Raw genomic sequence first — 23454 nt, forward strand, 5'->3', positions numbered from 1 at the left:
GTTTACTTACCCATGTCTCAGTATTTGAATTCCAATTTAAAATTATTTTCATTAAATTCTAACCCGTTCTTAGCTCAAGAAATTGCAAAAGTGATTGGTGTTGAATTAGGAAAGTGCTCCGTTTCTCGTTTTAGTGATGGGGAAATTCAAATCAATATTGAAGAGAGCATTCGTGGTTGCGATGTGTACGTCATTCAATCAACTAGCGCACCTGTTAATGAACATTTAATGGAATTACTCATTATGATTGATGCATTAAAGCGAGCATCTGCTAAAACAATTAATATTGTTATGCCGTATTACGGATATGCTCGTCAAGATCGTAAAGCGCGCTCCCGTGAGCCGATTACCGCAAAATTAGTCGCTAATTTGTTAGAGACAGCTGGCGCCTCCCGCGTCATTACGCTCGACTTACACGCGCCACAAATTCAAGGGTTTTTTGACATTCCGATTGACCATTTAATGGGTGTGCCAATTTTAGCAGATTACTTTAAAGACAAGCAGCTTGATGATATTGTCATTGTTTCCCCAGACCATGGTGGTGTAACTCGTGCCCGAAAAATGGCAGATCGTCTGAAAGCGCCGATTGCGATTATCGATAAGCGTCGTCCAAAGCCAAATGTAGCAGAAGTGATGAACATTATCGGTAATGTACAAGGAAAGACGACCATTTTAATCGACGATATTATTGATACAGCTGGAACGATTACTTTAGCAGCTAATGCGCTAGCTGAGCATGGGGCAAAAGAAGTATATGCATGTTGTACGCACCCAGTTTTATCAGGCCCAGCCATTGAACGCATTCAAAACTCAAAAATTAAAGAGCTCGTCGTAACGAATACAATTGCTATTCCTGAAGAAAAGAAAACGAATAAAATTGTGGAGCTATCCGTTGCCCCATTAATCGGTGAGGCTATTATTCGCGTACACGAAGAACAATCGATTAGCGCGTTGTTCGATTAATGACGTTTAGACCTTCCTATTTTAGGGGAAGCTATGAGCGATTCTAAAATAGGAAGGTGATTTCATTGTTACAGCTCCAATTGCGTACAGACCATCGACGCTCTTATGTAAAGCAAATGCGAAAACAAGGTCGTATTCCAGCCATCGTGTATGGAAAAAAGACGAATAGCCAACCTGTTTTTGTTGATGCGGCCGAGTTTTCGAAGCAATGGCGCGCTACCGGTGGGACGGGACTGTTAGATGTTCAAGTGAATGATGATCATATTCGCGTCATCGTTCGCGATATGCAAAAGCATCCGATTCGTCACGATATCATTCATATCGACTTTTTAGCTGTTGATGCAAAGACGAAAATTGATGTTTCCGTTCCTATTCATTTAGTTGGTGAGGCAGCTGGCGTGAAAGATGGAGGGGTGTTGCAACAAGCGATGCACCAACTATCTATTCGGGCGTTGCCGACAAATATCCCTTCATCGATTGATATAGATATAACGAACTTACAAGTAGGCGATGTTCTTACTATTTCACACATACAAACGAACGGTGCTTATGAAGTGAATCACGATCCGACAGAAGTGATCGCATCAATCTTGCCACCGAAGCAAGAGGAAGAAATTCATAGCGGCGAGGAGCAAGAGCCAGGAAAGCCGGAATCGGAAGAAGGACGTGAAACGACGCCGTGACGGACGTAGCCATCATTGGTTACGTCTTTTGCAGTATGGAGATAAGGAGCAGGGGAAATGGCAAAATTGTTTGTTGGTTTAGGTAATCCAGGGAAAGAATATGAACAAACGAGGCATAATGTAGGCTTTATGGTCATTGATGAGCTTGCGCATCGTTGGGGATTGACGTTCAATCAAACGAAGTTTCGTGGTATATTTGCGAGCGGTATCGTTTCAGGTGAAAAAGTCATATTGTGCAAACCGCTTACATATATGAACTTATCAGGCGAATGCGTTCGGCCTTTGATGGACTATTATAACATCGATGTCGATGAGATTATCGTCATTTATGACGACTTAGATTTGCCGACAGGTACAGTTCGCTTGCGTCCGAAAGGAAGCGCTGGCGGACATAATGGAATGAAATCGCTCATTCAACATTTGAAAACAGAACAATTTAAGCGTATTCGTATCGGTATTGATCGACCGAAAAACGGGATGAAAGTGAGCGACTACGTGTTAGGTCGATTTACAGATGAAGAAAAGATACGGATTGACGAAGCAATTAAAAAAGCAGCTCATGCGTGCGAACGGTCATTACAAATTCCGTTTGCTCAAGTGATGAATGAATGCAATAAGTAATGAATAATTCCCGACTAAATGGTTCAAAATGTATTCGATTAGACTAACCATTTGGGAGGGACACATATGGCGTTGCATTATTACTGCCGACATTGTGGCATAAAAATCGGAGCGATTGATGCACTCGGGTTAGAAAGTAAGCAACTAGGCTTTCATCATTTAACTGAAGAAGAAAGATTGGATATGATTCAATATCTTCCGAATGGAGAAGTTCATGTAAAGACAATTTGCGAAGATTGCCAAGAAGCGTTAGATCGAAATCCTGATCTTCATCAATATGAAAAGTTTATTCAATAGTTGGCTTTGGGGCTCCCAAAGCGTTTTTGTATTTATGTTTGGGGAGGAGGGAGTTTTTTGCGAGGCTTACGACAGTATTTTATGAATCATGCGGACATGCAATCGGTTGCAGAGGGAATCCGTAACGGCTTGAAAGAACAGCTTGTAACAGGCTTGTCGGGCTCTGCACGTTCTGTTTTTATTTCTTCTTTATACGAGGATACAGAACGACCTTTATGCATTGTGACGCACAATTTATTTCAAGCGCAAAAAATATATGATGACCTTATTCAATTAGTTGATGAGGAGGAAGTGTTTCTTTATCCTGTTAATGAACTCATTGCAGCTGAATTAGCTGTAGCTAGCCCAGAATTGCGTGCGCAACGTCTCGAAGTATTAAACTATTTTTGCGCACGTAAAAAAGGAATTGTTATCGCTCCTGTTGCAGCGTTGCGCAGGCTACTTCCGCCGAAAGACGTATGGCAACGTTATCAACTCCATTTTCACGTCGGAGGACAAATAGATGTGGAGCGTTGTTTAAAACAATTTGTTGCTATGGGATATGAGCGTGTATCGGTCGTTTCGACGCCGGGTGAATTTAGCGTCCGAGGTGGTATTATTGATATTTATCCACTTACTGCAGAGCTTCCTTATCGCATCGAGTTATTTGATATTGAAATTGAATCGATTCGGACGTTCTCGGTTGACGACCAACGTTCAGTAGCTGAGATGGACGAAGTATCCATCGGACCAGCAACAGAGTTAATCATCGAGCAACAACATATAGATGAAGCTGTTCAAAAGTTACAATCGCATTTTGACGATACGTTGCAGCAAATTCAGGATGAGAGAACAAAAAACTTGTTATACGAGCATGTTTCGTCCGAGTTAGAGCAATTGAGAAACGGAAAATTAATTGAAGACATGTACAAGTATTTCTCGCTCTTTTACCCTTCGTCTGCGAGTTTACTAGATTACATCCCGGATCATGGCGTTGTCATCATTGACGAAATGAGCCGCATTCAAGAAGTAGCAGAAAAGCTCGAGCAAGAAGAGGCGGAATGGTATACGAATGTATTAGAAGAAGGGAAAATTGTACAACATATAAAAATTTCACATTCATTTCCTGAAGTGTTACAAAACCGATGGAGATCGACAATTTATTTATCTTTATTTTTACGTCATATTCCATATACGCATCCGCAAAACATTGTTAATGTATCTTGTAAACAAATGCAAGTGTTTTATAGTCAAATGCAATTGTTAAAAGTGGAAGTAGAACGTTGGCGAAAGGGAAATTATGCGGTCGTTTTGCTAGCGGGTGATGAAGAACGAGCGAAAAAACTGAAACAGACGTTAGAAGATTATGAGATTGATGCCGTTCAAATTGGAAAAGACGATGCGCTATTGCATGGAAAGTGTCAAATAGTCCCATCTGGATTAACAGCAGGATTTGAATTACCGATGCAAAAAATTGCTGTGATTACAGAAGAGGAGCTATTCAAAAAGCGACTGAAGCGTCCCGTTCGACGTCAAAAACTGTCAAACGCCGAACGTATTAAAAGTTATACAGATTTAAAAGTAGGCGACTATGTTGTTCATGTCAATCATGGAATTGGGAAATATTTAGGGATTGAAACGTTAGAAATTAACGGAATTCATAAAGATTACATCCATATTCAATATCAAGGGAATGATACGTTATACGTTCCTGTCGATCAAATGGATCTTGTCCAAAAGTATGTAGGCTCAGAAGGAAAAGAGCCGAAAATTTATAAATTGGGCGGAACAGAGTGGAAGAAAGTAAAAAAGAAAGTAGAGTCCTCTGTTCAAGACATTGCTGAAGATTTAATGAAGTTATATGCCGAGCGGGAAGCGAGTAAGGGGTATGCGTTTTCGCCAGATAATGAAATGCAACGAGAATTTGAAGCGGCATTTCCATATCAAGAAACAGAAGATCAACTTCGTTCGATTCGTGAAATCAAACGCGATATGGAGAGCGAACGGCCAATGGACCGATTATTATGTGGGGATGTTGGCTATGGGAAAACAGAAGTTGCCTTGCGTGCAGCGTTCAAGGCAATAATGGATGGAAAACAAGTGGCATTTCTCGTTCCAACAACAATTTTAGCCCAACAACACTACGAGACGGTTCGCGAACGTTTCCAAGGATACCCGATCAACGTCGGTTTATTGAGTCGATTCCGTACGAAAAAGCAGCAAGCAGAGACGCTCCAAGGTTTGAAGAACGGCACGATCGATATGGTGATCGGAACACATCGACTGCTATCTAAAGACGTATCGTTTAAAGATTTAGGTTTATTAATCATTGATGAGGAACAGCGCTTTGGTGTGGCCCATAAAGAAAAAATAAAACAGCTAAAAACAAATATCGATGTATTGACATTAACCGCTACACCGATTCCGCGCACGTTGCACATGTCGCTCATCGGTGTCCGTGATCTGTCCGTGATCGAAACGCCTCCGGAAAATCGTTTCCCTGTGCAAACGTATGTGATGGAATATAGTCCAATGATCGTCCGAGAAGCGATTGAGCGCGAGATGGCGCGAGGAGGGCAAGTGTTTTTTCTTTATAACCGCATTGAAGACATTGATCGGAAAGCAGAGGAAATTTCAACGCTCGTGCCCGATGCTCGCGTAACGTACGCGCACGGGAGAATGTCAGAAAATGAGCTTGAAGCAGTGATGTTGGCATTTTTAGAAGGGCAATACGATGTGTTAGTAAGCACAACTATTATTGAAACTGGGGTCGATATCCCAAATGTGAATACGTTAATTGTTTATGATGCCGATAAAATGGGCCTTTCGCAACTATATCAATTGCGTGGGCGCGTGGGGCGCTCCAATCGTATTGCGTATGCGTACTTCACGTATCGAAAAGATAAAGTGTTGAATGAAATTGCTGAAAAACGGTTGCAAGCGATTAAAGAGTTTACAGAGCTTGGATCTGGTTTTAAAATTGCGATGCGCGATTTGTCTATTCGAGGTGCCGGAAACTTATTAGGAGCACAGCAACATGGATTTATTGATTCTGTCGGTTTTGAGCTTTACTCGCAAATGTTGAAAGAAGCCATTGAAGAACGAAAAGGAACGAAAGAGGAAAAGCCGTTTGAAGTAGAAATCGATCTAGAAGTTGATGCGTACATCCCGGAACGTTATATTTCAAATGAACAACAAAAAATTGAGATGTATAAACGGTTCCGTGCACTCGAGACGTTTGAGGACGTTGAACAGTTGCGAGAGGAAATGGTAGATCGTTTCGGTGAGTATCCGGATGAAGTTGCTTATTTATTCCAAATTGCAGAAATCAAAATATATGCAAAGCAACATCTCATTCAATCCATTAAGCAGACGAAGCAAGATATTACTATTTTGTTCTCTCAAGAAACGACGAAGCAAATTGATGTGAGTCAATTGTTTAAGCTTGGTGAGCCATACGGCAGGGATGTCGGCTTCGGTATGGACGGAGATCGATTTAAAATTGTCGTTCATGCGAAGGGAATGAAACCACAACAATGGTTAATGATTATTTATGAGTTGCTAAAAGGGTTAAAATATGCTAAAAAATAATTGATTGTATCATGTTTATTGTTTATGAATAAGTGGCAATGATGAAGATGGGGGATTTTCACTTTTTAAAAAAAATCCCCCTTCATTGTGTATATAACTACATGTGTGACGGATACTAATCACAACAATGGTGAATTATTCAACTGTTTCACCAGTGCCATTTTTAATAACTAAATGAAAGCGAGGCATCGATAGATGAAAGCAACAGGTATTGTTCGACGAATCGATGATTTAGGACGAGTAGTTATTCCGAAAGAAATTCGCAGAACACTTCGCATTCGCGAAGGAGACCCACTTGAAATATTTGTTGACCGTGATGGCGAAGTCATTTTGAAAAAATATTCTCCAATTAGCGAATTAGGTGACTTTGCAAAAGAATATGCTGAAGCGCTTTTTGATAGTCTAGGACAACCCGTGCTTATTTGCGATCGCGACGTTTTTATTGCGGTGGCAGGCGGATCGAAAAAAGAATATTTAAATAAAAGCGTAAGCGAACTTGTTGAAAAAGTGATGGAAGATCGTCAATCCGTTTTGCACACAGAAGAAACGAGCGTATCATTTGCGCAAGGGCATGAAGAGCATATGCAGTCATACGTAATCGCGCCAATTATTGCGGGAGGAGATCCAATCGGGGCGGTCGTCATTTTCTCAAAAGATAAAACGATCAGCGAAGTGGAGCATAAAGCAGCGGAAACAGCGGCGAGCTTCCTTGCTCGTCAAATGGAACAATAAAAGGTAGCATTTCGCTACCTTTTTTTGATGTCATATGTAATTGAAAAGGTGAAACGTTATGGAGAGAAAAGATTGGTTGCAAGGGGCGTTCATATTGACGCTCGCCGCTTTATTCACAAAAGTATTGAGCGCCTTTTATCGTATTCCGTATCAAAACATCGCGGGCGATATGGGATTTTATATTTATCAACAGGTTTACCCGTTTTATGGCATTTTTCTCGCTTTATCTACATACGGCTATCCTGTTGCGATTTCAAAGCTGATTGCTGAAAATAAACAATCAGTATATGAGGTGGCTATCGTTCGTTTTTCTTTTTACTTTTTATCATTCATCGGCATGGTTATGTTTTCTATTCTTTATTTCGGCGCTTCGTTTCTTGCGACGATCATGGGAGATGCTCAGTTAGTTGCGCTTATTCGGGCCATTTCATTTGCTTTTTTGCTCCTCCCATTCACTTCTGTTTGTCGTGGCTATTTTCAAGGAAGGGGGGAGATGGTTCCAACCGCTGTTTCACAAGTTGTTGAGCAACTAATACGGGTGGGGGCTATTTTGTTCTTATCTTTCCTTTTGCTTCATTATGGATTTACCGTTTATGATGCAGGAGCAGGTGCGATGTTTGGTTCACTGATCGGAAGTTTTGCTGCGCTTGTCGTGCTTGCCGCGTATATGTTGCGAAAACAGATGAACATTCGTGCATCGATACGTTTGCCGAAACAAGAAAAAAGAAAAGTATTTTTATTTTTAGCGATCCATGGGGTGACGATTTGTTTAGCTAATATGGTGCTCGTTTTGATGCAGCTCGTTGATTCATTGACCCTTTTACCTTTATTGCAACAAGCAGGATTAGGTGAGTTCGCGAAAACAGCAAAAGGCATTTATGATCGGGGACAACCGTTTATTCAACTCGGAACGGTAGCAGCTACTTCTTTTTCATTAGCACTTGTGCCTATGTTATCGCAAAGGCAAGCGCATCGCGAAGGAGTATATACCGCTGCTCGCTTAGCGTTTGTTATTGGATTAGGGGCGGTTGTCGGTTTAGTTTGCATATTAAAACAAGCAAATACGATGTTATTTAAAGATCATGCGGGTGCAATGGAGCTGACAATTTTAGCCATTTCTATTCTGTTTACTTCCCTCACACTAACATTTATCGCTATTTTGCAAGGGCTTGGGGATGTGTTTCGTCCGCTCTTTATTGTATGTATCGGTATGATGTTAAAATGGGTGTTCAACATATGGTTCGTTCCGTCATGGCATACGGTAGGGGCAGCAATAGCCACATGTGCCGCATATGCCATCATGTTTATTATTGCTCTTTTTTATGTACAGAAACGAATGGAACGCCCTTTGCTTTCAATCATTACAGTCATGAAAACGATGCAAGCTGCTGTTGTGATGGCTATGATTGTCATTGGTTACGTTATGTTAACGAACGAGTTGTCTGTTCATCACGGACGTCTATTTTCGTCGCTTCAAGCGATAGGTGGCGTTTTTATTGGAGCGTTTGTTTATATTATAATGATTGTTAAAAAAGGGATTTTTACCGAAAAAGAATTGTTCGCTCTTCCGTTTGGACGTTATTTCACTCATATTAAACAAAGAAAGGCTGGATAGTCATGGGAACAATCACAATTGTCGGTCTCGGAGCAGGAGATATAGATCAGCTTCCAGTTGGTGTGTATCGTACATTAAAGCAAGCGAAATGCCTTTTTTTACGAACGAAAGATCATCCTGTTGTCGCACAGTTAGAGACGGAAGGAATACATGCTCAGTCATTTGATGATGTATATGAAACATACGACCAATTTGAACAAGTGTACGAACACATTGTGAAAGATTTGTGCGAGGAGGCGAAAAAAGGGGATGTTGTATATGCTGTACCTGGGCACCCACTCGTTGCGGAGCGCACAGTCAAGTTGTTGATGGAGAAACAGAGCGATATTTCTGTCCGCATTGAAGGGGGACAAAGCTTCCTCGATGCGCTATTTACTGCCATTGGTGTTGATCCGATCGAGGGCTTTCAATTCATTGATGCGACCTCATTTCAGCCGGATGAGATTCAATTGCGCAACCACATCGTTTTTTGCCAAGTATATGACTCATTTATTGCGTCTGATGTCAAATTAGCTTTGTTAGAAAAGTTACCGCACGATTATCCGGTTTTTATCGTCGATGCGGCAGGAAGTAAGCGAGAGCGCGTCGAAAAGGTTGCGCTATATGAGCTTGATCGAGCGACGACGGTTAGCAATTTAACGAGCGTTTATGTACCAAAGGTAGAACACGATGAACTGCTGTATCACGATTTTACTACTTTGCGACGTGTAATCGCGACGTTGCGCGGACCAAATGGTTGTCCTTGGGATCGGAAACAAACGCATGAATCGCTAAAAAAATACTTGCTAGAAGAGACATACGAGCTTCTTGATGCGATTGATCGGCAAGATGATGAAAATATGATTGAGGAGCTTGGGGACGTCCTATTGCAAGTGATGCTCCACGCTCAAATTGGCGAAGATGAAGGAATGTTTTCCATTGATGATGTGATTCGAGCCATTACAGAAAAAATGGTACGCCGTCATCCTCACGTATTTGGGGACGTTCATGTTGATCATGCTGAAGAGGTTGTGCGCAATTGGCAAGCGATAAAACAAGAGGAAAAAGAAAAGGTATTCGATTCTTTGCTTGATGATGTTGCTAAAGCGTTGCCAAGTACGTTGCGTGCATACGAGTATCAAAAAAAAGCAGCGGAAGTCGGATTTGACTGGTCGGAAGTACAGTCCATGTGGCATAAAGTTGAAGAAGAAATGAATGAAGTAAAGGAAGAAGCAGATCGCATGGATGAAGAAAAGTTAAAATCCGAATTTGGTGATTTACTATTTGCGCTCATTAATGTATGTCGATATTATAAAATTAATCCTGAAGAGGCGTTAGCAATGGCGAACGAAAAGTTTTATCGTCGTTTCCAATACATCGAACAGAAAGTAAAGCAGCAAGGGGGAGAATGGCAAGCATACTCATTAAAACAACTAGATGACATATGGGAAGAAGCAAAAAGGGAGGGGCTATAAAATATGCGGCTCGATAAGTTTTTAAAAGTTTCTCGGCTTATTAAAAGAAGAACGTTAGCGAAAGAAGTGGCTGATCAAGGGCGTGTATTGATTAATGGTCAACAAGCGAAAGCGAGCTCAACGGTCAAAATCGGTGATGAAATTACAATTCAGTTTGGGCAAAAACACGTAACAGCTAAGGTTATTGGGTTACAAGATCATGCAAAAAAAGAAGAAGCGAGCGCATTATATGAGATTGTAAAAGAAGAACGCGTTGAATAGCTTGTTCTAAACCGTTTTCCCCCCTCATACACTTGTACAAATAATGGTTGTGAGGGGGAGACGATGATGACGCAACATGTAGGAAATAAAGGGCCGATTCAAGAGCATGACATTGTTATGCGCGGTCGGCGTACGTTAGAAATTACAGGTGTAAAGCAAGTAGAGAGTTTTGATAATGAAGAGTTTTTGTTAGAAACAGTGATGGGTTTTTTATCTGTTAAAGGTCAAAACTTACAAATGAAAAACTTAGATGTAGACAAAGGGATTGTTTCAATTAAAGGGAAAATTTTTGAAATCGTTTATTTAGATGAACATCATACGGAGAAAGCTAAAGGATTCTTTAGCAAGTTGTTTAAATGAGCTTGCACATACAATTTACAACTTTGCTTGCGATGATCGGAACAGGGGTCGTCATCGGGGCATGTTTTGATACGTACGCTCATATATTTGACCGTTCTAAACGTCATCGGTTAATTGTTTGGATTGCGGACATTCTTTTTTGGGTTGTGCAGGCGTTATATGCTTTTTATACGTTGTTGCTCGTTAATAACGGAGAAATTCGTTTCTACATTTTTTTAGCTATTTTATGTGGGTATGCTACTTACCGAGCGTTGTTTCAACATGTGTACGTTCGTTTGTTGCAGTGGATCATTCGCATCATTGTGTCGTTATATCGCTTATTCGTGCGTTTATTTTATTATGTCATCATATTTCCGCTTCGACTTCTTTACCGTTTTTTCGTTTTTTTATTGTTCACTACTTGTCATTTCATTTTATCTATTGGTAAAATTTTATATAAAGCAATATATGTATGTGTACTCTTCATATTGCAACCGTTTATGTCGCTTGGACATTTCGTTTTGAAAAAAACTCCCTTGCGATTTCAAGCGGCTATTGGTCATTTCTTTCATGTTGGAAAAGGGTTTTATATGAAGGTAGCGAATATGTTTAGAAAGAAAGTGTAACGAAGAAGGAGCGGTGAAGAACATGGGCGCCCCACAAAGAAACAGAGTACAAAAAATACAAACGTCTTACGTCATTCAACAAGAGAAGCAAGAGCATAAAAAGGCGCGTCGTCGCAAAAAAATTTTTATTCGTTTTAGCATGCTGGCAACAGTGGCGTTAGCCGCTTCTTCGCTGTTTTTGTATCTCATGATGGCACAATCTTCAACGATTGATAAACAAATAAAAACGAAAGAGCAGTTGGAAGAAAAGTTAAGCACGTTGCAAAAAGATGAAAAAAGATTACAAGAAGAGATCAAAAAATTAAATGACGATCAATATATTGCCGAATTGGCTCGAAAACAATATTTTTTGTCGAAAGAAGGGGAAATTATTTTTATCACTCCTGATGATTGACAGATGGGCACACGGCTTATTGACACTTGTTTTTTTCATTATGTATAATGAAAGAAACGATTTTTCAGATTTTAAGGAGGAGCACTTTTTTTATGTCAATTGAAGTAGGCAGCAAGTTACAGGGAAAAGTAACGGGCATTACAAAATTCGGAGCGTTTGTTGAGTTACCGGAAGGCGCGACAGGCTTAGTACACATTAGCGAAGTAGCTGACAGCTATGTGAAAGACATTAACGAACATTTGAAAGTAGGCGATATAGTCGAGGTTCGTGTCATTCATGTTGAGAAGGATGGCAAAATTGGCTTGTCGATTAAGAAGGCAAAAGAACAAGCTTCACGTCCGCGCAATAAAGGAAACGATCGCGCTTCAAAAGAAAGCTTTGAGCAGAAAATTAGCCGTTTCTTAAAAGAAAGTGAAGATCGTTTAGCATCCCTTAAACGCCATACTGAATCCAAACGAGGAGGTCGTGGTGCTCGACGCGGTTAACTTGCTGCCGAATCGGATATGAGGCAGTTCATATAAGCATCCATTTCATGAGTGGATGCTTTTTCGTTTGAATTTCAGTAAAAAAGTATTGACTTTGCTGAAGAAACGTAGTAAAATAACAAATGTCGTTGCATGGCGGCGTAGCTCAGCTGGCTAGAGCGTACGGTTCATACCCGTAAGGTCGGGGGTTCGATTCCCTCCGCCGCTACCAAATTGTATAATGGCCCGTTGGTCAAGTGGTTAAGACACCGCCCTTTCACGGCGGTAACACGGGTTCGAATCCCGTACGGGTCATCGTAAAAACACCAATTTCGTCATGAAATTGGTGTTTTTTGTTTTTATGAGCCGTTTTTTGTGATATTCCGTCGAAAGATTTATATGATCCATCTTCTTTTTTTGACAAAATTTTGATAATTCAGTCTGTATAATACAAAGTAATAGACGTATATGTGAAAGAAGGAGAGGATGAATGATGGAGAGATTAGAACGGAAAGTGGTCAATCAAATGGCTGAAGTGCCTTTAAGTAGGACAAGAACGACTGTTTCTCAATGGTTGCAACGATTTACAGTTCGATTAAGCCATTTGTTATTTCAGCAAGGGTTTTTGTTTTTAATTATTGGTTTTTTGCTTGGACGAGCTCTCATTTTAACGAAAATGACACCGTTTGCTTTGCCCTTCTTTTCGGCCATTTATTTACTTCGCCGCGATAAGTTAGGCTTTGTGTTTATTGCTTTATTTGCAGGATCGCTGACGGTTTCTTTTTACACTTCTTTATTTATTGTTGCTTCGATCGTGATGTTTCTCGTTTTTTATCGGTTGTTTTATTGGATTGATGCTCCGCTGAAAAGGTTGCCGGTTGTCGTATTTTTTGCCTCGGCTTTCGCGAAAACGGGGATGATATACACATGGGGTCATGAATGGACGGTATATGAAGGAATGACGATGTTTATCGAAGCAGGTCTTGCGTCCATTTTAACGCTCATTTTTTTACAGAGCGTGCCGTTATTTGATCATCAAAAATATAAACAAACGTTGAAACCAGAAGAAGTTATTTCTTTTGTTATTCTCATTTCTTCTATGTTGACTGGAATGGTCGGTTGGTCCATGTATAGTTTGTCGTTAGAGCATATTGCTTCGCGTTATTTACTGTTGCTGTTTGCTTTTGTAGCTGGTGCAACGGTCGGTTCAACCGTCGGCGTCGTGACGGGGCTCATTTTAAGCTTGGCGAACGTTTCTAATTTATATCAAATGAGTTTACTCGCTTTCGCCGGGTTGCTTGGCGGACTGCTAAAGGAAGGAAAAAAGTTAGGTGTTTCATTTGGTTTGGTCGTCGCAACATTGTTAATTGCCCTTTATAGCCAAGGAACGACAAATATTGTCCCAAATGTTGTAGAGTCGCTATGTGCCGTTTTGCTTTTCCTTATGACGCCACAATCGTTAACGAGTAAAATGGCGAAATATGTGCCAGGAACTGTTGAGCATACGAACGAACAACAACAGTATGTACGGAAAATTCGTGATGTGACAGCGCAGCGCGTTGAGCAATTTTCGCATGTGTTTCAAGCGCTATCGAAAAGCTTTTCTTCATATAGTGTGCTTACTCACGAGGAAGAAGAGGAACGCGAAATTGATTATTTTTTAAGTGATGTTGCTGCTAAAACGTGTCAAACATGCTTTAAAAAAGATCAATGTTGGGTGAATCACTTTGATAAAACATATGATTACATGAAAAAAATTATGCAAGAGGCGAGTGAAAATGATCAAATTGTAAATGCAAAGTTGCTGCGTGAGTGGAATAAACATTGTGTAAAAGCGAATAAAGTCGTGCAAATGATTGAAAAGGACGTATCGTTTTATAAAGCAAACAAAAAATTAAAACAGCAAATGAAAGAAAGCCGTAGGCTTGTCGCAGAACAGTTATTAGGTGTGTCACAAGTGATGGAAGATTTCGCGAAAGAAATTCAAAAAGAGCGTGAAAATTATTACGTACAAGAAGAACAAATTTTGCATGCCCTTCAACAGTTCGGTGTAGATGTGAATGATGTTGAAATTTATAGTTTAGACAAAGGAAATGTTGATATTGAAATGGTTATTCCATATTGCGATGGAAGGGGAGAGTGTGAAAAACTTATTGCACCGATGTTATCTGATATTTTAGGTGAGACGATCGTTGTGAAGAGAGAAGATTGCTCGACGTATCCAAATGGAGATTGCCGGGTTGCATTTAGCTCTTCAAAAGCGTTTGTCATCGATACAGGTGTTGCGTACGTTGCAAAAGGTGGTGGATTCATTTCCGGTGACAGTTACGCAATGATGGAAATCGGTGGAGGGAAATATGCGCTGGCTATTAGCGATGGTATGGGGAATGGTGAACGGGCGCATTACGAAAGCAAAGAAACGTTAAAATTGTTACAAAAAATTTTACAATCGGGCATTGAAGAGCGAATTGCCATTAAATCCATTAATTCGATTTTAGCGTTGCGGACGACGGAAGAAATTTTTTCTACGCTCGATTTAGCTATCGTTGATTTGCAAAATGCAACAACAAAGTTTTTAAAAGTTGGCTCTTCACCTAGCTTCATTAAACGAGGGAACAACGTCATGAAAATTGAATCAAGCAATTTGCCGATTGGTATTATTACCGGAGTAGAGTTCGAAGTGTTCGAGGAACAGCTGAAAGCTGGGGATTTGCTCATTATGATGAGCGACGGCATTTTTGACGGTGTGTCTCACATTGAAAATCATGATGTATGGATAAAGCGGAAAATTAAAGAATTAAAAACGAATGATCCGCAAGAAGTGTCCGAGTTACTTTTAGAAGAAGTCATTCGCTTGAACGGTGGAGAAATCGAAGATGATATGACAATTGTCGTTGCGCGCATTAAGCATAATACACCGAAATGGGCTGTCATTCCGGCATATCAATATATGAAATAAAGGTATAAAATCCCCTCTAACCGTCGATGATGGGAATATACTAACTTTTTCGGAGGGGATGAGCGTATGCGAAAAGGAACGTTACGTCAAATTTTATTAATTACGGACGGTTGTTCTAATCATGGTGAAGATCCAATTGCTATGGCAGCATTAGCGAAAGAGCAAGGAATTACAGTCAACGTGATTGGTGTTCTCGATCAAGATGTGATTGATGAACAAGGATTGCGTGAAATTGAAGGAATTGCTCAGTCTGGTGGTGGCATTAGCCAAGTTGTTTATGCTAAACAGTTGGCGCAAACGGTGCAAATGGTGACGAGAAAAGCGATGACCCAGACGTTGCAAGGCGTCATTAATCGCGAGCTGAAACAAATTTTAGGTTCTCGCGCTTCGATCGAGGAGCTTCCACCAGAAAAAAGAGGTGAAGTGATGGAAGTTGTTGAAGAATTGGGAGAGACCGTTAACTTACAAGTTTTAATATTAGTAGACACGAGCGGAAGTATGAAAACGAAGTTGCAAACGGTCAAAGAAGCATTGCTAGATTTATCTATTAGTTTGAATGCTCGTTTGGGAAATAATGAGTTTTCTGTTTTTGTATTTCCCGGGAAAAAAGGAGAGGTAGATCGCATTTTAGACTGGACGCCGAAAATGGAATCCATTTCAAGCGTTTTCCCAAAACTTACGTCGGGAGGCATTACACCGACCGGTCCAGCGATTCGTGAAGCGCTACAACAATTCCAAAAAAAACGTTCACTGAAAAGCTTGTTTACTCATGATGGTGATGACGATGTATACATCGAACAATCCATGTAGCATTCGAATAGGAACGATGATACAAGGGAAGTGGCATAAACGTCGCTATGAAATTATAAAACAGCTCGGCAAAGGGGCGAACGGTGTTGTTTATTTAGCGAAAGAAGGGCGCACATTTGTTGCGATGAAAATAAGCAACCAAGCGGCGGCGATGATGTCAGAAGTTAATGTACTTAAACGATTTTCAGAGGTCCAGGGAGTTGCCCTCGGACCTTGTTTATTAGATGTTGATGACTGGGTTCATCCGCAAGAAAAAAAGATGTATTCATTTTACGTCATGGAATATATTGAGGGGGATGATTTATTAACTTTTATTCAGAAACGAGGAAAAGATTGGATCGTCGTTATGACATTACAGCTACTAGGTGATTTGCATAAATTGCATGAAAAAGGATGGGTGTTTGGAGATTTAAAACCAGAAAATTTAATTGTAGCAGGGGCGGTTCCGAAAGTACGGTTAATTGACGTGGGGGGTACAACGATTCGCGGTAGAGCAATTAAAGAGTTTACGGAGTTTTTTGATCGCGGATATTGGGGGATGGGAACACGAAAGGCAGAACCTTCTTACGATTTGTTTGCAGTAGCAATGATTATGATTAACATGTGTTATCCAAAGCGATTTGAAAGAAAGGAAAATGGGAGGGAGCAACTCCGACGAATGATTTCTTCCCACAGCTATTTAAAAAAATATGAAAAAATATTATGGCGTGCACTAGACGGGAAGTACGCTTCTGCTGATGAAATGAGGAAGGATTTGTTGCAATGTATGCAGCAGCCTTCTGCTCGGGTAGAAAAGCGACGGGGCAAGGCTGCTCGAAAGTTTCGCTTGCTAGAAACGATGTTTTTGTTTGTTTGTCTTTTATTTATGTATGTTGTTTATTTGTACGTCCAAATTCTTTAATTTTTGTACGTTCGTTTTGAGTTGTGGTACGATTGTAAAAAACGACGTTTGCGAAGAGGGTGCGTATGTTACAAGTTGTACATCAGTTTATTGAAAAGCATCAATTGCTTGAGTGTGGTACAACCGTTGTTGTTGGCGTGTCAGGCGGCCCGGATTCATTAGCATTGCTCCATTTTTTATGGAGCGAACGAGAACGATATCATATTCAAATTGTCGTTGCACACGTCGACCATATGTTGCGAGGAAAACAATCGGAAGAAGATATGCATTTTGTGAAACATTTTTGCGAGCAACGTAGTATTATATGTGAGGTCACAAAATATGACGTTCGGGCGTATATGAAACGAACGAAAAAAGGGGTGCAAGAGGCAGCCCGCGATTGCAGATACGATTTCTTTGAACAAGTGATGAAAAAATATAAAGCGCGATATATTGCTTTAGCCCACCACGGTGATGATCAAGTTGAAACGGTGCTCATGCGGCTTGTACGTGGGAGTACGCCGAAAGGATATGCTGGTATACCTGTGAAGAGACCGTTTGGCGATGGGTATATCATTCGCCCTTTCTTATGTATTGATCGGCAACAAATCGAACAATATTGTCAAGAAAACGAACTGTACGCCCGGCATGACCCGAGCAACGATAAAGATGATTATACACGCAATCGTTTTCGCCATCACGTTCTCCCTTTTTTGAAACGGGAAAACGTTTGCGTTCATGAACATGTTCAACAGTTTAGTGAGATCGTTAGTGAAGATGAGGCATTTTTAGAGCAGTTGACAAAAGAAAAGCTAAAGCATGTCATGAACGAACAAGAAGGGCGTATTCGTGTTGATGTTCCTTCGTTCATGCGCATGCCAAAACCTTTACAAAGGCGAGGGATTCAACTAATATTAAACTATCTTTACGGAAATGTCCCGTCGACATTGTCTTCTATACATATCGAACAAGTGTTACGTTTTTTTGAACGAAAACATCCTTCAGGTATGCTTCATTTTCCAAACGGATTAAAAATGATTCGTCAATATGAAGCGTGCATATTTACATTTCAATATGAACAGCCGTGCGAATATGAATTTGTCATGCATATTCCTGATACGATTATGTTGCCAAATGGCTATCAACTCATGAGCGAGTTTGTTGATCACTATCCTTGTATTGCAGGCGATGAACGCGTCGTTATTGATATGGATCAAGTCGTGTTACCTCTTCGTGTGCGAACGAGAAAGCACGGAGATCGCATGAAAGTTAAAGGGATGGAACATGCCAAAAAAGTTGGGCGTATCTTTATTGATGAAAAAGTCCCGATGAACGAGAGGGACCAATGGCCAATCGTCGAAGATGCAAACGGAAACATTATATGGATTCCAGGGATAAAAAAATCAGCTTATACAGCAACAAATATTACAAAAAATCGCTATATTGTATTACACTATAAAAAGCAATGAATGATGGTAGGAGGAAAGAATATGGGTATGCATCAAGATATGGAAAAAATTTTAATTACAGAGGAGCAAATTCAGCAAAAAGTAAAAGAACTAGGTGCATTATTGACAAAAGAATATGACGGTCGCTTTCCGCTCGCGGTCGGTGTGCTCAAAGGTGCGATGCCGTTTATGGCAGATTTGATTAAGCATATCGATACATATTTAGAAATCGATTTTATGGACGTATCAAGTTACGGTCATGCCACGGTATCATCGGGTGAGGTGAAAATTTTAAAAGACTTAAACACATCGATTGAAGGTCGTGATGTTCTCATCATTGAAGATATTATTGATAGCGGGTTAACGTTAAGTTATTTAGCGGACTTATTCCGTTATCGTAAAGCGAAATCGATTAAAATTGTGACGTTGCTTGATAAACCGTCTGGTCGAAAGGCAAATATCGAAGCAGATTATGTCGGTTTTATCGTTCCGGATGAATTCGTTGTCGGTTATGGGTTAGACTATTGTGAGAAATACCGAAATCTTCCGTACATCGGTGTGTTAAAACCGGAAGTATACAGTAAATAATTTTTCATGCACATCGTTTGTTTTGGAACGTTTTTCTATGATACTATTGACTATAGCGTGTTTTAAGTGTGGGAGGAGGTAGGAGATGAACCGCATTTTCCGTAATACAATCTTTTACTTACTAATTTTTCTTGTCGTCATCGGCGTTGTAAGTTTTTTAAACGGCGGCAACCAACGTGCGGAACGGATGACGTACGATGCGTTCATTACCCATCTAGAAAATGGTGATGTGAAGTACGTCTCGTTGAAGCCAGAGCGAGGCGTTTATGAAATTCGTGGACAATTAAAAACATACGCTGAAGGACAGTTTTTCACGACCTACGTCGCAAATAGTCCGCAAATTCTTCAACGAATTGATGAGGCGGCAAAACAGGCAAAAGTAGAAGTGTTGCCTGCGGATGAAACGAGCGGATGGGTGACGTTTTTTACGTCCATTATTCCGTTTATCATCATTTTTATTTTGTTCTTCTTTTTATTAAATCAAGCTCAAGGTGGCGGCAGCCGGGTGATGAATTTCGGCAAAAGCCGTGCGAAGTTGTATAACGAAGAGAAAAAGCGCGTTCGCTTTAAAGATGTAGCTGGTGCGGACGAAGAAAAGCAAGAACTCGTTGAAATCGTTGAGTTTTTAAAAGATCCTCGCAAATTTGTAGAGCTCGGCGCTCGCATCCCGAAAGGTGTTCTCCTTGTTGGACCGCCCGGGACAGGAAAAACGTTGTTAGCCAGAGCAGTCGCAGGAGAAGCGGGTGTTCCGTTTTTCTCTATTAGCGGTTCAGATTTCGTCGAGATGTTCGTTGGTGTCGGTGCTTCGCGTGTGCGTGATTTGTTTGAAACAGCGAAGAAAAACGCCCCTTGTATCATTTTTATTGATGAGATTGATGCGGTTGGACGTCAGCGTGGTGCCGGCTTAGGCGGAGGCCATGATGAACGGGAGCAAACATTAAACCAGCTGCTTGTTGAAATGGATGGATTCAGCGGTAATGAGGGAATTATTATTATCGCTGCGACAAACCGTCCTGACATTTTAGACCCTGCTCTTTTACGTCCAGGGCGCTTTGACCGTCAAATTACAGTTGACCGTCCAGATGTAAAAGGACGCGAGGCGGTTCTTCGTGTGCATGCGCGCAACAAGCCGCTTGATGAATCTGTTGATTTAAAAGCCATTGCGATGCGGACACCTGGTTTTTCTGGGGCTGATTTAGAGAACTTACTAAATGAAGCAGCCCTCGTCGCAGCTCGCCGCAACAAGAAAAAAATCGATATGAGCGATATTGACGAAGCGACAGACCGTGTTATTGCTGGTCCAGCAAAGAAAAGTCGTGTCATTTCGGAAAAAGAAAGAAAAATTGTTGCGTATCACGAAGCAGGTCATACCGTCATTGGTATGGTGCTTGCTGATGCGGAAATGGTGCATAAAGTAACGATTGTACCGCGGGGGCAAGCGGGTGGATATGCAGTCATGTTGCCAAAAGAAGACCGTTATTTTATGACAAAACCAGAGCTGCTCGATAAAATTACAGGGCTTCTCGGTGGACGTGTTGCTGAGGAAATTGTATTTGGTGAAGTAAGTACGGGAGCGCATAACGACTTCCAACGTGCAACAAGCATTGCTCGCCGCATGGTTACGGAGTTTGGCATGAGCGAAAAGCTAGGACCGATGCAGTTTGGTCAATCTCACGGCCAAGTGTTTTTAGGACGCGACTTGCATAACGAACAAAACTACAGCGATCAAATTGCATACGAAATTGATCTTGAGATGCAGCGAATGATTAAAGAATGTTATGAGAAAGCAAAGCGTCTATTAACGGAAAATCGCGACAAGCTAGATTTAATCGCTAACACGTTGCTTGAAGTTGAAACGCTTGATGCTGAGCAAATTAAGCATCTATTCGAACACGGCACGCTGCCAAACCGAAACGGTGAAAAACAAGAAGAAGTAAAAGTAAATATTCAAACGAAAAAGGAAGAATAAAGGTGTCTCTTTTTATAAGAGGCATCTTTTTTTACCGTCGGCCTAAGCGAATGTGATATGATGAAAAAAGGAACAATTTGTGAAAAAGTGGGGATGAGCGATGATTTTTGTATTGGATGTTGGAAATACAAATACAGTACTAGGTGTATATGATGGAGATGAGTTGAAGTTTCATTGGCGCATCGAAACGAGCCGAAACAAAACAGAAGATGAATATGGAATGATGATCAAAATGTTGCTGCAAGATGTCGGTTTACATTTTTCTGACATTGATGGCATTATTATTTCTTCTGTTGTGCCACCGATTATGTTTGCGCTTGAGCGAATGTGTACAAAATACTTTCACATTAAACCGCTTATTGTTGGCCCGGGAATTAAGACAGGGCTTAATATTAAGTATGATAACCCGAAAGAAGTAGGTGCCGATCGAATCGTTAATGCTGTAGCAGGTATCCATCTGTATGGTGCCCCACTCATTATTGTCGATTTTGGTACGGCAACAACATACTGTTATATTAATGAGCATAAGCAATATATGGGAGGAGCTATTGCGCCGGGGATTACAATCTCCACAGAAGCGCTCTATTCTCGTGCGGCGAAGCTTCCGCGCATTGAAATCGCCCGTCCAGACGATATTATTGGGAAAAATACAGTGAGTGCGATGCAGGCAGGCATTTTATACGGATATGTTGGGCAGGTGGAGGGAATTGTTGCGCGGATGAAAGAAAAAAGCGCGGTTCCACCGAAAGTCATTGCTACAGGGGGACTAGCATCATTAATTGCCCATGAATCGAACGCGATTGATATCGTCGATCCATTTTTAACGTTAAAAGGATTACAATTGTTATATGAGCGAAATAAGAAAGGTGAGTGACAGCTATGACAGACTATTTAGTGAAAGCGCTCGCGTATGATGGTCAAGTGCGGGCATATGCCGTGCGAACAACTGAAACGGTTCGCGAAGCTCAACGTCGCCATCAAACATGGCCAACAGCTTCGGCAGCATTGGGTCGCGCCATGACGGCAGGGGTAATGATGGGAGCGATGTTAAAAGGTGATAGTCAAATTACCATTAAAATTGAGGGCGGGGGTCCGATCGGACATATTCTTGTCGATAGCAACGCAAAAGGTCAAGTGCGCGGCTATGTATCAAATCCACACGTGCATTTTGAGCTAAACGCAAACGGAAAGCTTGATGTTGCTCGGGCGGTTGGAACAAATGGAACATTGACTGTAGTGAAAGACTTAGGATTGCGCGATTATTTTACAGGACAAGTCCCGCTCGTTTCCGGGGAGCTTGGTGAAGACTTTACATATTACTTTGTCTCTTCTGAACAAACACCATCATCCGTTGGTGTGGGAGTGTTAGTTAACCGTGATTATACAATATTAGCGGCTGGTGGTTTTATTTTGCAACTCATGCCGGGGGCAGAAGAAAAAACGATTGCAAATATTGAAAAAAGTTTAGCGACGATTCCGCCAATCTCCAAAATGATCGAAAGTGGTTTGACGCCAGAACAAATTTTATACGAACTGCTTGGTGGAGAACAACATGTGAACATTCTCGAGAAGATGCCTGTATCATTTGTTTGTCGCTGTTCGCGTGAGCGTGTAGCAGATGCAATCGTTAGCTTAGGGGTAGAAGAAATTCAGCAAATGATTGATGAAGAAGGAAAGGCTGAGGCGTCTTGTCATTTTTGTAATGAAACGTACACATTTTCAGCCGAAGATCTTGAGGAGTTAAAAAAATTAGCAAAACAACAATAAATGATTGACAATTTCGAAAATAACTGATAAATTGGTTACAAATTCGATAAAAATACTCGGGATTAGAGGTGGATGGAATGGCACGTGTAGTACAGTCGATTACAGAGTTGATTGGGCAAACACCGGTAGTAAAGTTGAATCGCATCGTTGATGAAGACAGCGCAGACGTATATGTAAAACTAGAGTTTATGAATCCGGGAAGCAGTGTAAAAGATCGGATTGCACTAGCAATGATTGAAGCAGCTGAGAAAGCTGGAAAAATTCAACCGGGCGATACAATCATTGAACCAACAAGCGGAAATACAGGCATTGGATTAGCGATGGTCGCTGCTGCGAAAGGATATAAAGCTATTTTCGTCATGCCGGATACGATGAGCCTAGAGCGCCGTAATTTACTTCGTGCCTACGGGGCGGAGCTTGTGCTGACGCCGGGTAGCGAAGGAATGCGTGGGGCTATTCAAAAGGCGGAGCAGCTAGCGCAAGAGCATGGTTATTTTATGCCTCAACAATTTAAAAACGAAGCGAATCCAGAAGTACACCGCTTAACAACAGGAAAAGAAATTGTTGAGCAAATGGGCGATCAACTAGATGCCTTTGTAGCTGGCATTGGAACGGGCGGAACGATCACAGGAGCAGGAGAAGTGTTGCGCCAAGCATATCCAAATATTAAAATTTATGCGGTTGAACCAGCGGATTCTCCTGTACTTTCTGGCGGAAAGCCGGGGCCACATAAAATACAAGGAATTGGCGCAGGGTTTGTTCCGGACATTTTAAATACATCGATTTACGATGAAGTAGTTACGGTAAAGACAGAAGAAGCGTTTGCAGCTGCTCGTTTAGCTGCTCGTCAAGAAGGAATTTTGGGAGGTATTTCATCCGGTGCAGCGATCCACGTGGCGTTGCAAGTAGCGAAAAAACTAGGAAAAGGAAAGAAAGTATTAGCCATCATTCCGAGCAATGGCGAGCGTTATTTAAGCACGGCGTTATACCAATTTGAAGAATAAATTCGGCAAG

General features: G+C 41.1%; 21 protein-coding genes, 2 tRNA genes and 1 pseudogene. All 24 read left to right on the forward strand.

The features are described from left to right. The first annotated feature begins 12 nt into the window (after window positions 1-12). The 24 genes and pseudogenes from K1I44_RS10820 (at window position 13) to cysK (ending at window position 23444) form a co-directional block, all read left to right on the forward strand. Window positions 13-963 carry a ribose-phosphate diphosphokinase gene (locus K1I44_RS10820; protein WP_003398212.1) on the forward strand — a complete coding sequence of 317 codons (951 nt, stop codon included), beginning with the start codon at window positions 13-15 and terminating at the stop codon, window positions 961-963. A 56-nt stretch (window positions 964-1019) separates the two neighbouring features. Next, the gene (locus tag K1I44_RS10825; protein WP_003398213.1) at window positions 1020-1646 is read left to right on the forward strand and encodes a 50S ribosomal protein L25/general stress protein Ctc; all 627 of its coding nucleotides are present in this window, start codon (window positions 1020-1022) and stop codon (window positions 1644-1646) included. Window positions 1647-1703: 57 nt separating this feature from the next. Further along, entirely contained in the window at window positions 1704-2267 is a 564-nt protein-coding gene (pth, locus tag K1I44_RS10830; RefSeq protein WP_003398214.1) for an aminoacyl-tRNA hydrolase, read from the forward strand. 66 nt (window positions 2268-2333) lie between these two features. After that, window positions 2334-2564 carry an anti-sigma-F factor Fin gene (fin, locus tag K1I44_RS10835; protein ID WP_003398215.1) on the forward strand — a complete coding sequence of 77 codons (231 nt, stop codon included), beginning with the start codon at window positions 2334-2336 and terminating at the stop codon, window positions 2562-2564. A 57-nt stretch (window positions 2565-2621) separates the two neighbouring features. Next, complete coding sequence (mfd, locus tag K1I44_RS10840; protein ID WP_003398217.1) at window positions 2622-6134, forward strand: transcription-repair coupling factor; 3513 nt, start codon at window positions 2622-2624, stop codon at window positions 6132-6134. A 195-nt stretch (window positions 6135-6329) separates the two neighbouring features. Beyond that, window positions 6330-6866 carry a stage V sporulation protein T gene (spoVT, locus tag K1I44_RS10845; RefSeq protein WP_003398218.1) on the forward strand — a complete coding sequence of 179 codons (537 nt, stop codon included), beginning with the start codon at window positions 6330-6332 and terminating at the stop codon, window positions 6864-6866. Between the two features lie 58 nt (window positions 6867-6924). Continuing rightward, window positions 6925-8481: a putative polysaccharide biosynthesis protein gene (locus K1I44_RS10850; RefSeq protein WP_003398219.1), complete on the forward strand. Its 1557-nt coding sequence runs from the start codon at window positions 6925-6927 to the stop codon at window positions 8479-8481. A 2-nt stretch (window positions 8482-8483) separates the two neighbouring features. Beyond that, window positions 8484-9935 (forward strand): bifunctional methyltransferase/pyrophosphohydrolase YabN, encoded by a 1452-nt coding sequence (gene yabN, locus K1I44_RS10855; RefSeq protein WP_219986149.1) that lies wholly within the window; start codon window positions 8484-8486, stop codon window positions 9933-9935. A 3-nt stretch (window positions 9936-9938) separates the two neighbouring features. Next, window positions 9939-10196 carry an RNA-binding S4 domain-containing protein gene (locus K1I44_RS10860; RefSeq protein ID WP_003398221.1) on the forward strand — a complete coding sequence of 86 codons (258 nt, stop codon included), beginning with the start codon at window positions 9939-9941 and terminating at the stop codon, window positions 10194-10196. Between the two features lie 66 nt (window positions 10197-10262). Then, entirely contained in the window at window positions 10263-10556 is a 294-nt protein-coding gene (gene yabP, locus K1I44_RS10865; protein ID WP_003398222.1) for a sporulation protein YabP, read from the forward strand. Continuing rightward, a complete protein-coding gene (gene yabQ / locus K1I44_RS10870; RefSeq protein ID WP_219986150.1) occupies window positions 10553-11161 on the forward strand; it encodes a spore cortex biosynthesis protein YabQ in 609 nt (202 codons plus the stop codon). The genes yabP and yabQ overlap by 4 nt, the downstream gene beginning before the upstream one ends. Window positions 11162-11183: 22 nt before the next feature. Next, the gene (locus K1I44_RS10875; protein WP_003398225.1) at window positions 11184-11555 is read left to right on the forward strand and encodes an FtsB family cell division protein; all 372 of its coding nucleotides are present in this window, start codon (window positions 11184-11186) and stop codon (window positions 11553-11555) included. A 92-nt stretch (window positions 11556-11647) separates the two neighbouring features. Next, complete coding sequence (locus K1I44_RS10880; protein WP_219986151.1) at window positions 11648-12040, forward strand: S1 domain-containing RNA-binding protein; 393 nt, start codon at window positions 11648-11650, stop codon at window positions 12038-12040. Window positions 12041-12174: 134 nt separating this feature from the next. Next, window positions 12175-12251 (forward strand) — tRNA-Met (locus K1I44_RS10885). An 11-nt stretch (window positions 12252-12262) separates the two neighbouring features. Further along, window positions 12263-12334, forward strand: a tRNA-Glu gene (locus K1I44_RS10890). Between the two features lie 178 nt (window positions 12335-12512). Next, window positions 12513-14978 (forward strand): stage II sporulation protein E, encoded by a 2466-nt coding sequence (gene spoIIE / locus K1I44_RS10895; RefSeq protein WP_219986156.1) that lies wholly within the window; start codon window positions 12513-12515, stop codon window positions 14976-14978. Between the two features lie 51 nt (window positions 14979-15029). Next, window positions 15030-15788, forward strand: a pseudogene (locus K1I44_RS10900) (VWA domain-containing protein); the annotation flags it as partial. Continuing rightward, the gene (locus K1I44_RS10905) at window positions 15751-16689 is read left to right on the forward strand and encodes a serine/threonine protein kinase (RefSeq protein WP_035045287.1); all 939 of its coding nucleotides are present in this window, start codon (window positions 15751-15753) and stop codon (window positions 16687-16689) included. The pseudogene K1I44_RS10900 and the gene K1I44_RS10905, both read left to right, overlap by 38 nt. A 65-nt stretch (window positions 16690-16754) precedes the next feature. After that, window positions 16755-18137 (forward strand): tRNA lysidine(34) synthetase TilS, encoded by a 1383-nt coding sequence (tilS, locus tag K1I44_RS10910; RefSeq protein WP_219986152.1) that lies wholly within the window; start codon window positions 16755-16757, stop codon window positions 18135-18137. A gap of 21 nt (window positions 18138-18158) precedes the next feature. Then, a complete protein-coding gene (gene hpt, locus K1I44_RS10915; RefSeq protein ID WP_091703119.1) occupies window positions 18159-18704 on the forward strand; it encodes a hypoxanthine phosphoribosyltransferase in 546 nt (181 codons plus the stop codon). A gap of 85 nt (window positions 18705-18789) precedes the next feature. After that, entirely contained in the window at window positions 18790-20673 is a 1884-nt protein-coding gene (ftsH, locus tag K1I44_RS10920; RefSeq protein ID WP_003398233.1) for an ATP-dependent zinc metalloprotease FtsH, read from the forward strand. A 100-nt stretch (window positions 20674-20773) separates the two neighbouring features. Continuing rightward, window positions 20774-21547: a type III pantothenate kinase gene (locus K1I44_RS10925; RefSeq protein ID WP_003398234.1), complete on the forward strand. Its 774-nt coding sequence runs from the start codon at window positions 20774-20776 to the stop codon at window positions 21545-21547. Between the two features lie 5 nt (window positions 21548-21552). Continuing rightward, window positions 21553-22440, forward strand: a complete 888-nt coding sequence (hslO, locus tag K1I44_RS10930; RefSeq protein ID WP_003398235.1) for an Hsp33 family molecular chaperone HslO — start codon at window positions 21553-21555, stop codon at window positions 22438-22440. Window positions 22441-22517: 77 nt separating this feature from the next. After that, window positions 22518-23444: a cysteine synthase A gene (cysK, locus tag K1I44_RS10935; protein ID WP_003398237.1), complete on the forward strand. Its 927-nt coding sequence runs from the start codon at window positions 22518-22520 to the stop codon at window positions 23442-23444. Window positions 23445-23454: the final 10 nt, after the last annotated feature.

Origin of the sequence: Anoxybacillus sp. ST4 (assembly GCF_019448545.1) — a bacterium.
Lineage (GTDB): Bacteria > Bacillota > Bacilli > Bacillales > Anoxybacillaceae > Anoxybacillus > Anoxybacillus pushchinoensis.

Bases quoted from the DNA above. Each gene is read 5' to 3' on its own strand.
- K1I44_RS10820 (WP_003398212.1), top strand. From the start codon at position 13: ATGTCTCAGTATTTGAATTCCAATTTAAAATTATTTTCATTAAATTCT.
- pth (WP_003398214.1), top strand. From the start codon at position 1,704: ATGGCAAAATTGTTTGTTGGTTTAGGTAATCCAGGGAAAGAATATGAA.
- fin (WP_003398215.1), top strand. From the start codon at position 2,334: ATGGCGTTGCATTATTACTGCCGACATTGTGGCATAAAAATCGGAGCG.
- spoVT (WP_003398218.1), top strand. From the start codon at position 6,330: ATGAAAGCAACAGGTATTGTTCGACGAATCGATGATTTAGGACGAGTA.
- K1I44_RS10850 (WP_003398219.1), top strand. From the start codon at position 6,925: ATGGAGAGAAAAGATTGGTTGCAAGGGGCGTTCATATTGACGCTCGCC.
- yabN (WP_219986149.1), top strand. From the start codon at position 8,484: ATGGGAACAATCACAATTGTCGGTCTCGGAGCAGGAGATATAGATCAG.
- K1I44_RS10860 (WP_003398221.1), top strand. From the start codon at position 9,939: ATGCGGCTCGATAAGTTTTTAAAAGTTTCTCGGCTTATTAAAAGAAGA.
- yabP (WP_003398222.1), top strand. From the start codon at position 10,263: ATGACGCAACATGTAGGAAATAAAGGGCCGATTCAAGAGCATGACATT.
- yabQ (WP_219986150.1), top strand. From the start codon at position 10,553: ATGAGCTTGCACATACAATTTACAACTTTGCTTGCGATGATCGGAACA.
- K1I44_RS10875 (WP_003398225.1), top strand. From the start codon at position 11,184: ATGGGCGCCCCACAAAGAAACAGAGTACAAAAAATACAAACGTCTTAC.
- K1I44_RS10880 (WP_219986151.1), top strand. From the start codon at position 11,648: ATGTCAATTGAAGTAGGCAGCAAGTTACAGGGAAAAGTAACGGGCATT.
- spoIIE (WP_219986156.1), top strand. From the start codon at position 12,513: ATGGAGAGATTAGAACGGAAAGTGGTCAATCAAATGGCTGAAGTGCCT.
- K1I44_RS10905 (WP_035045287.1), top strand. From the start codon at position 15,751: ATGGTGATGACGATGTATACATCGAACAATCCATGTAGCATTCGAATA.
- tilS (WP_219986152.1), top strand. From the start codon at position 16,755: ATGTTACAAGTTGTACATCAGTTTATTGAAAAGCATCAATTGCTTGAG.
- hpt (WP_091703119.1), top strand. From the start codon at position 18,159: ATGGGTATGCATCAAGATATGGAAAAAATTTTAATTACAGAGGAGCAA.
- ftsH (WP_003398233.1), top strand. From the start codon at position 18,790: ATGAACCGCATTTTCCGTAATACAATCTTTTACTTACTAATTTTTCTT.
- K1I44_RS10925 (WP_003398234.1), top strand. From the start codon at position 20,774: ATGATTTTTGTATTGGATGTTGGAAATACAAATACAGTACTAGGTGTA.
- hslO (WP_003398235.1), top strand. From the start codon at position 21,553: ATGACAGACTATTTAGTGAAAGCGCTCGCGTATGATGGTCAAGTGCGG.
- cysK (WP_003398237.1), top strand. From the start codon at position 22,518: ATGGCACGTGTAGTACAGTCGATTACAGAGTTGATTGGGCAAACACCG.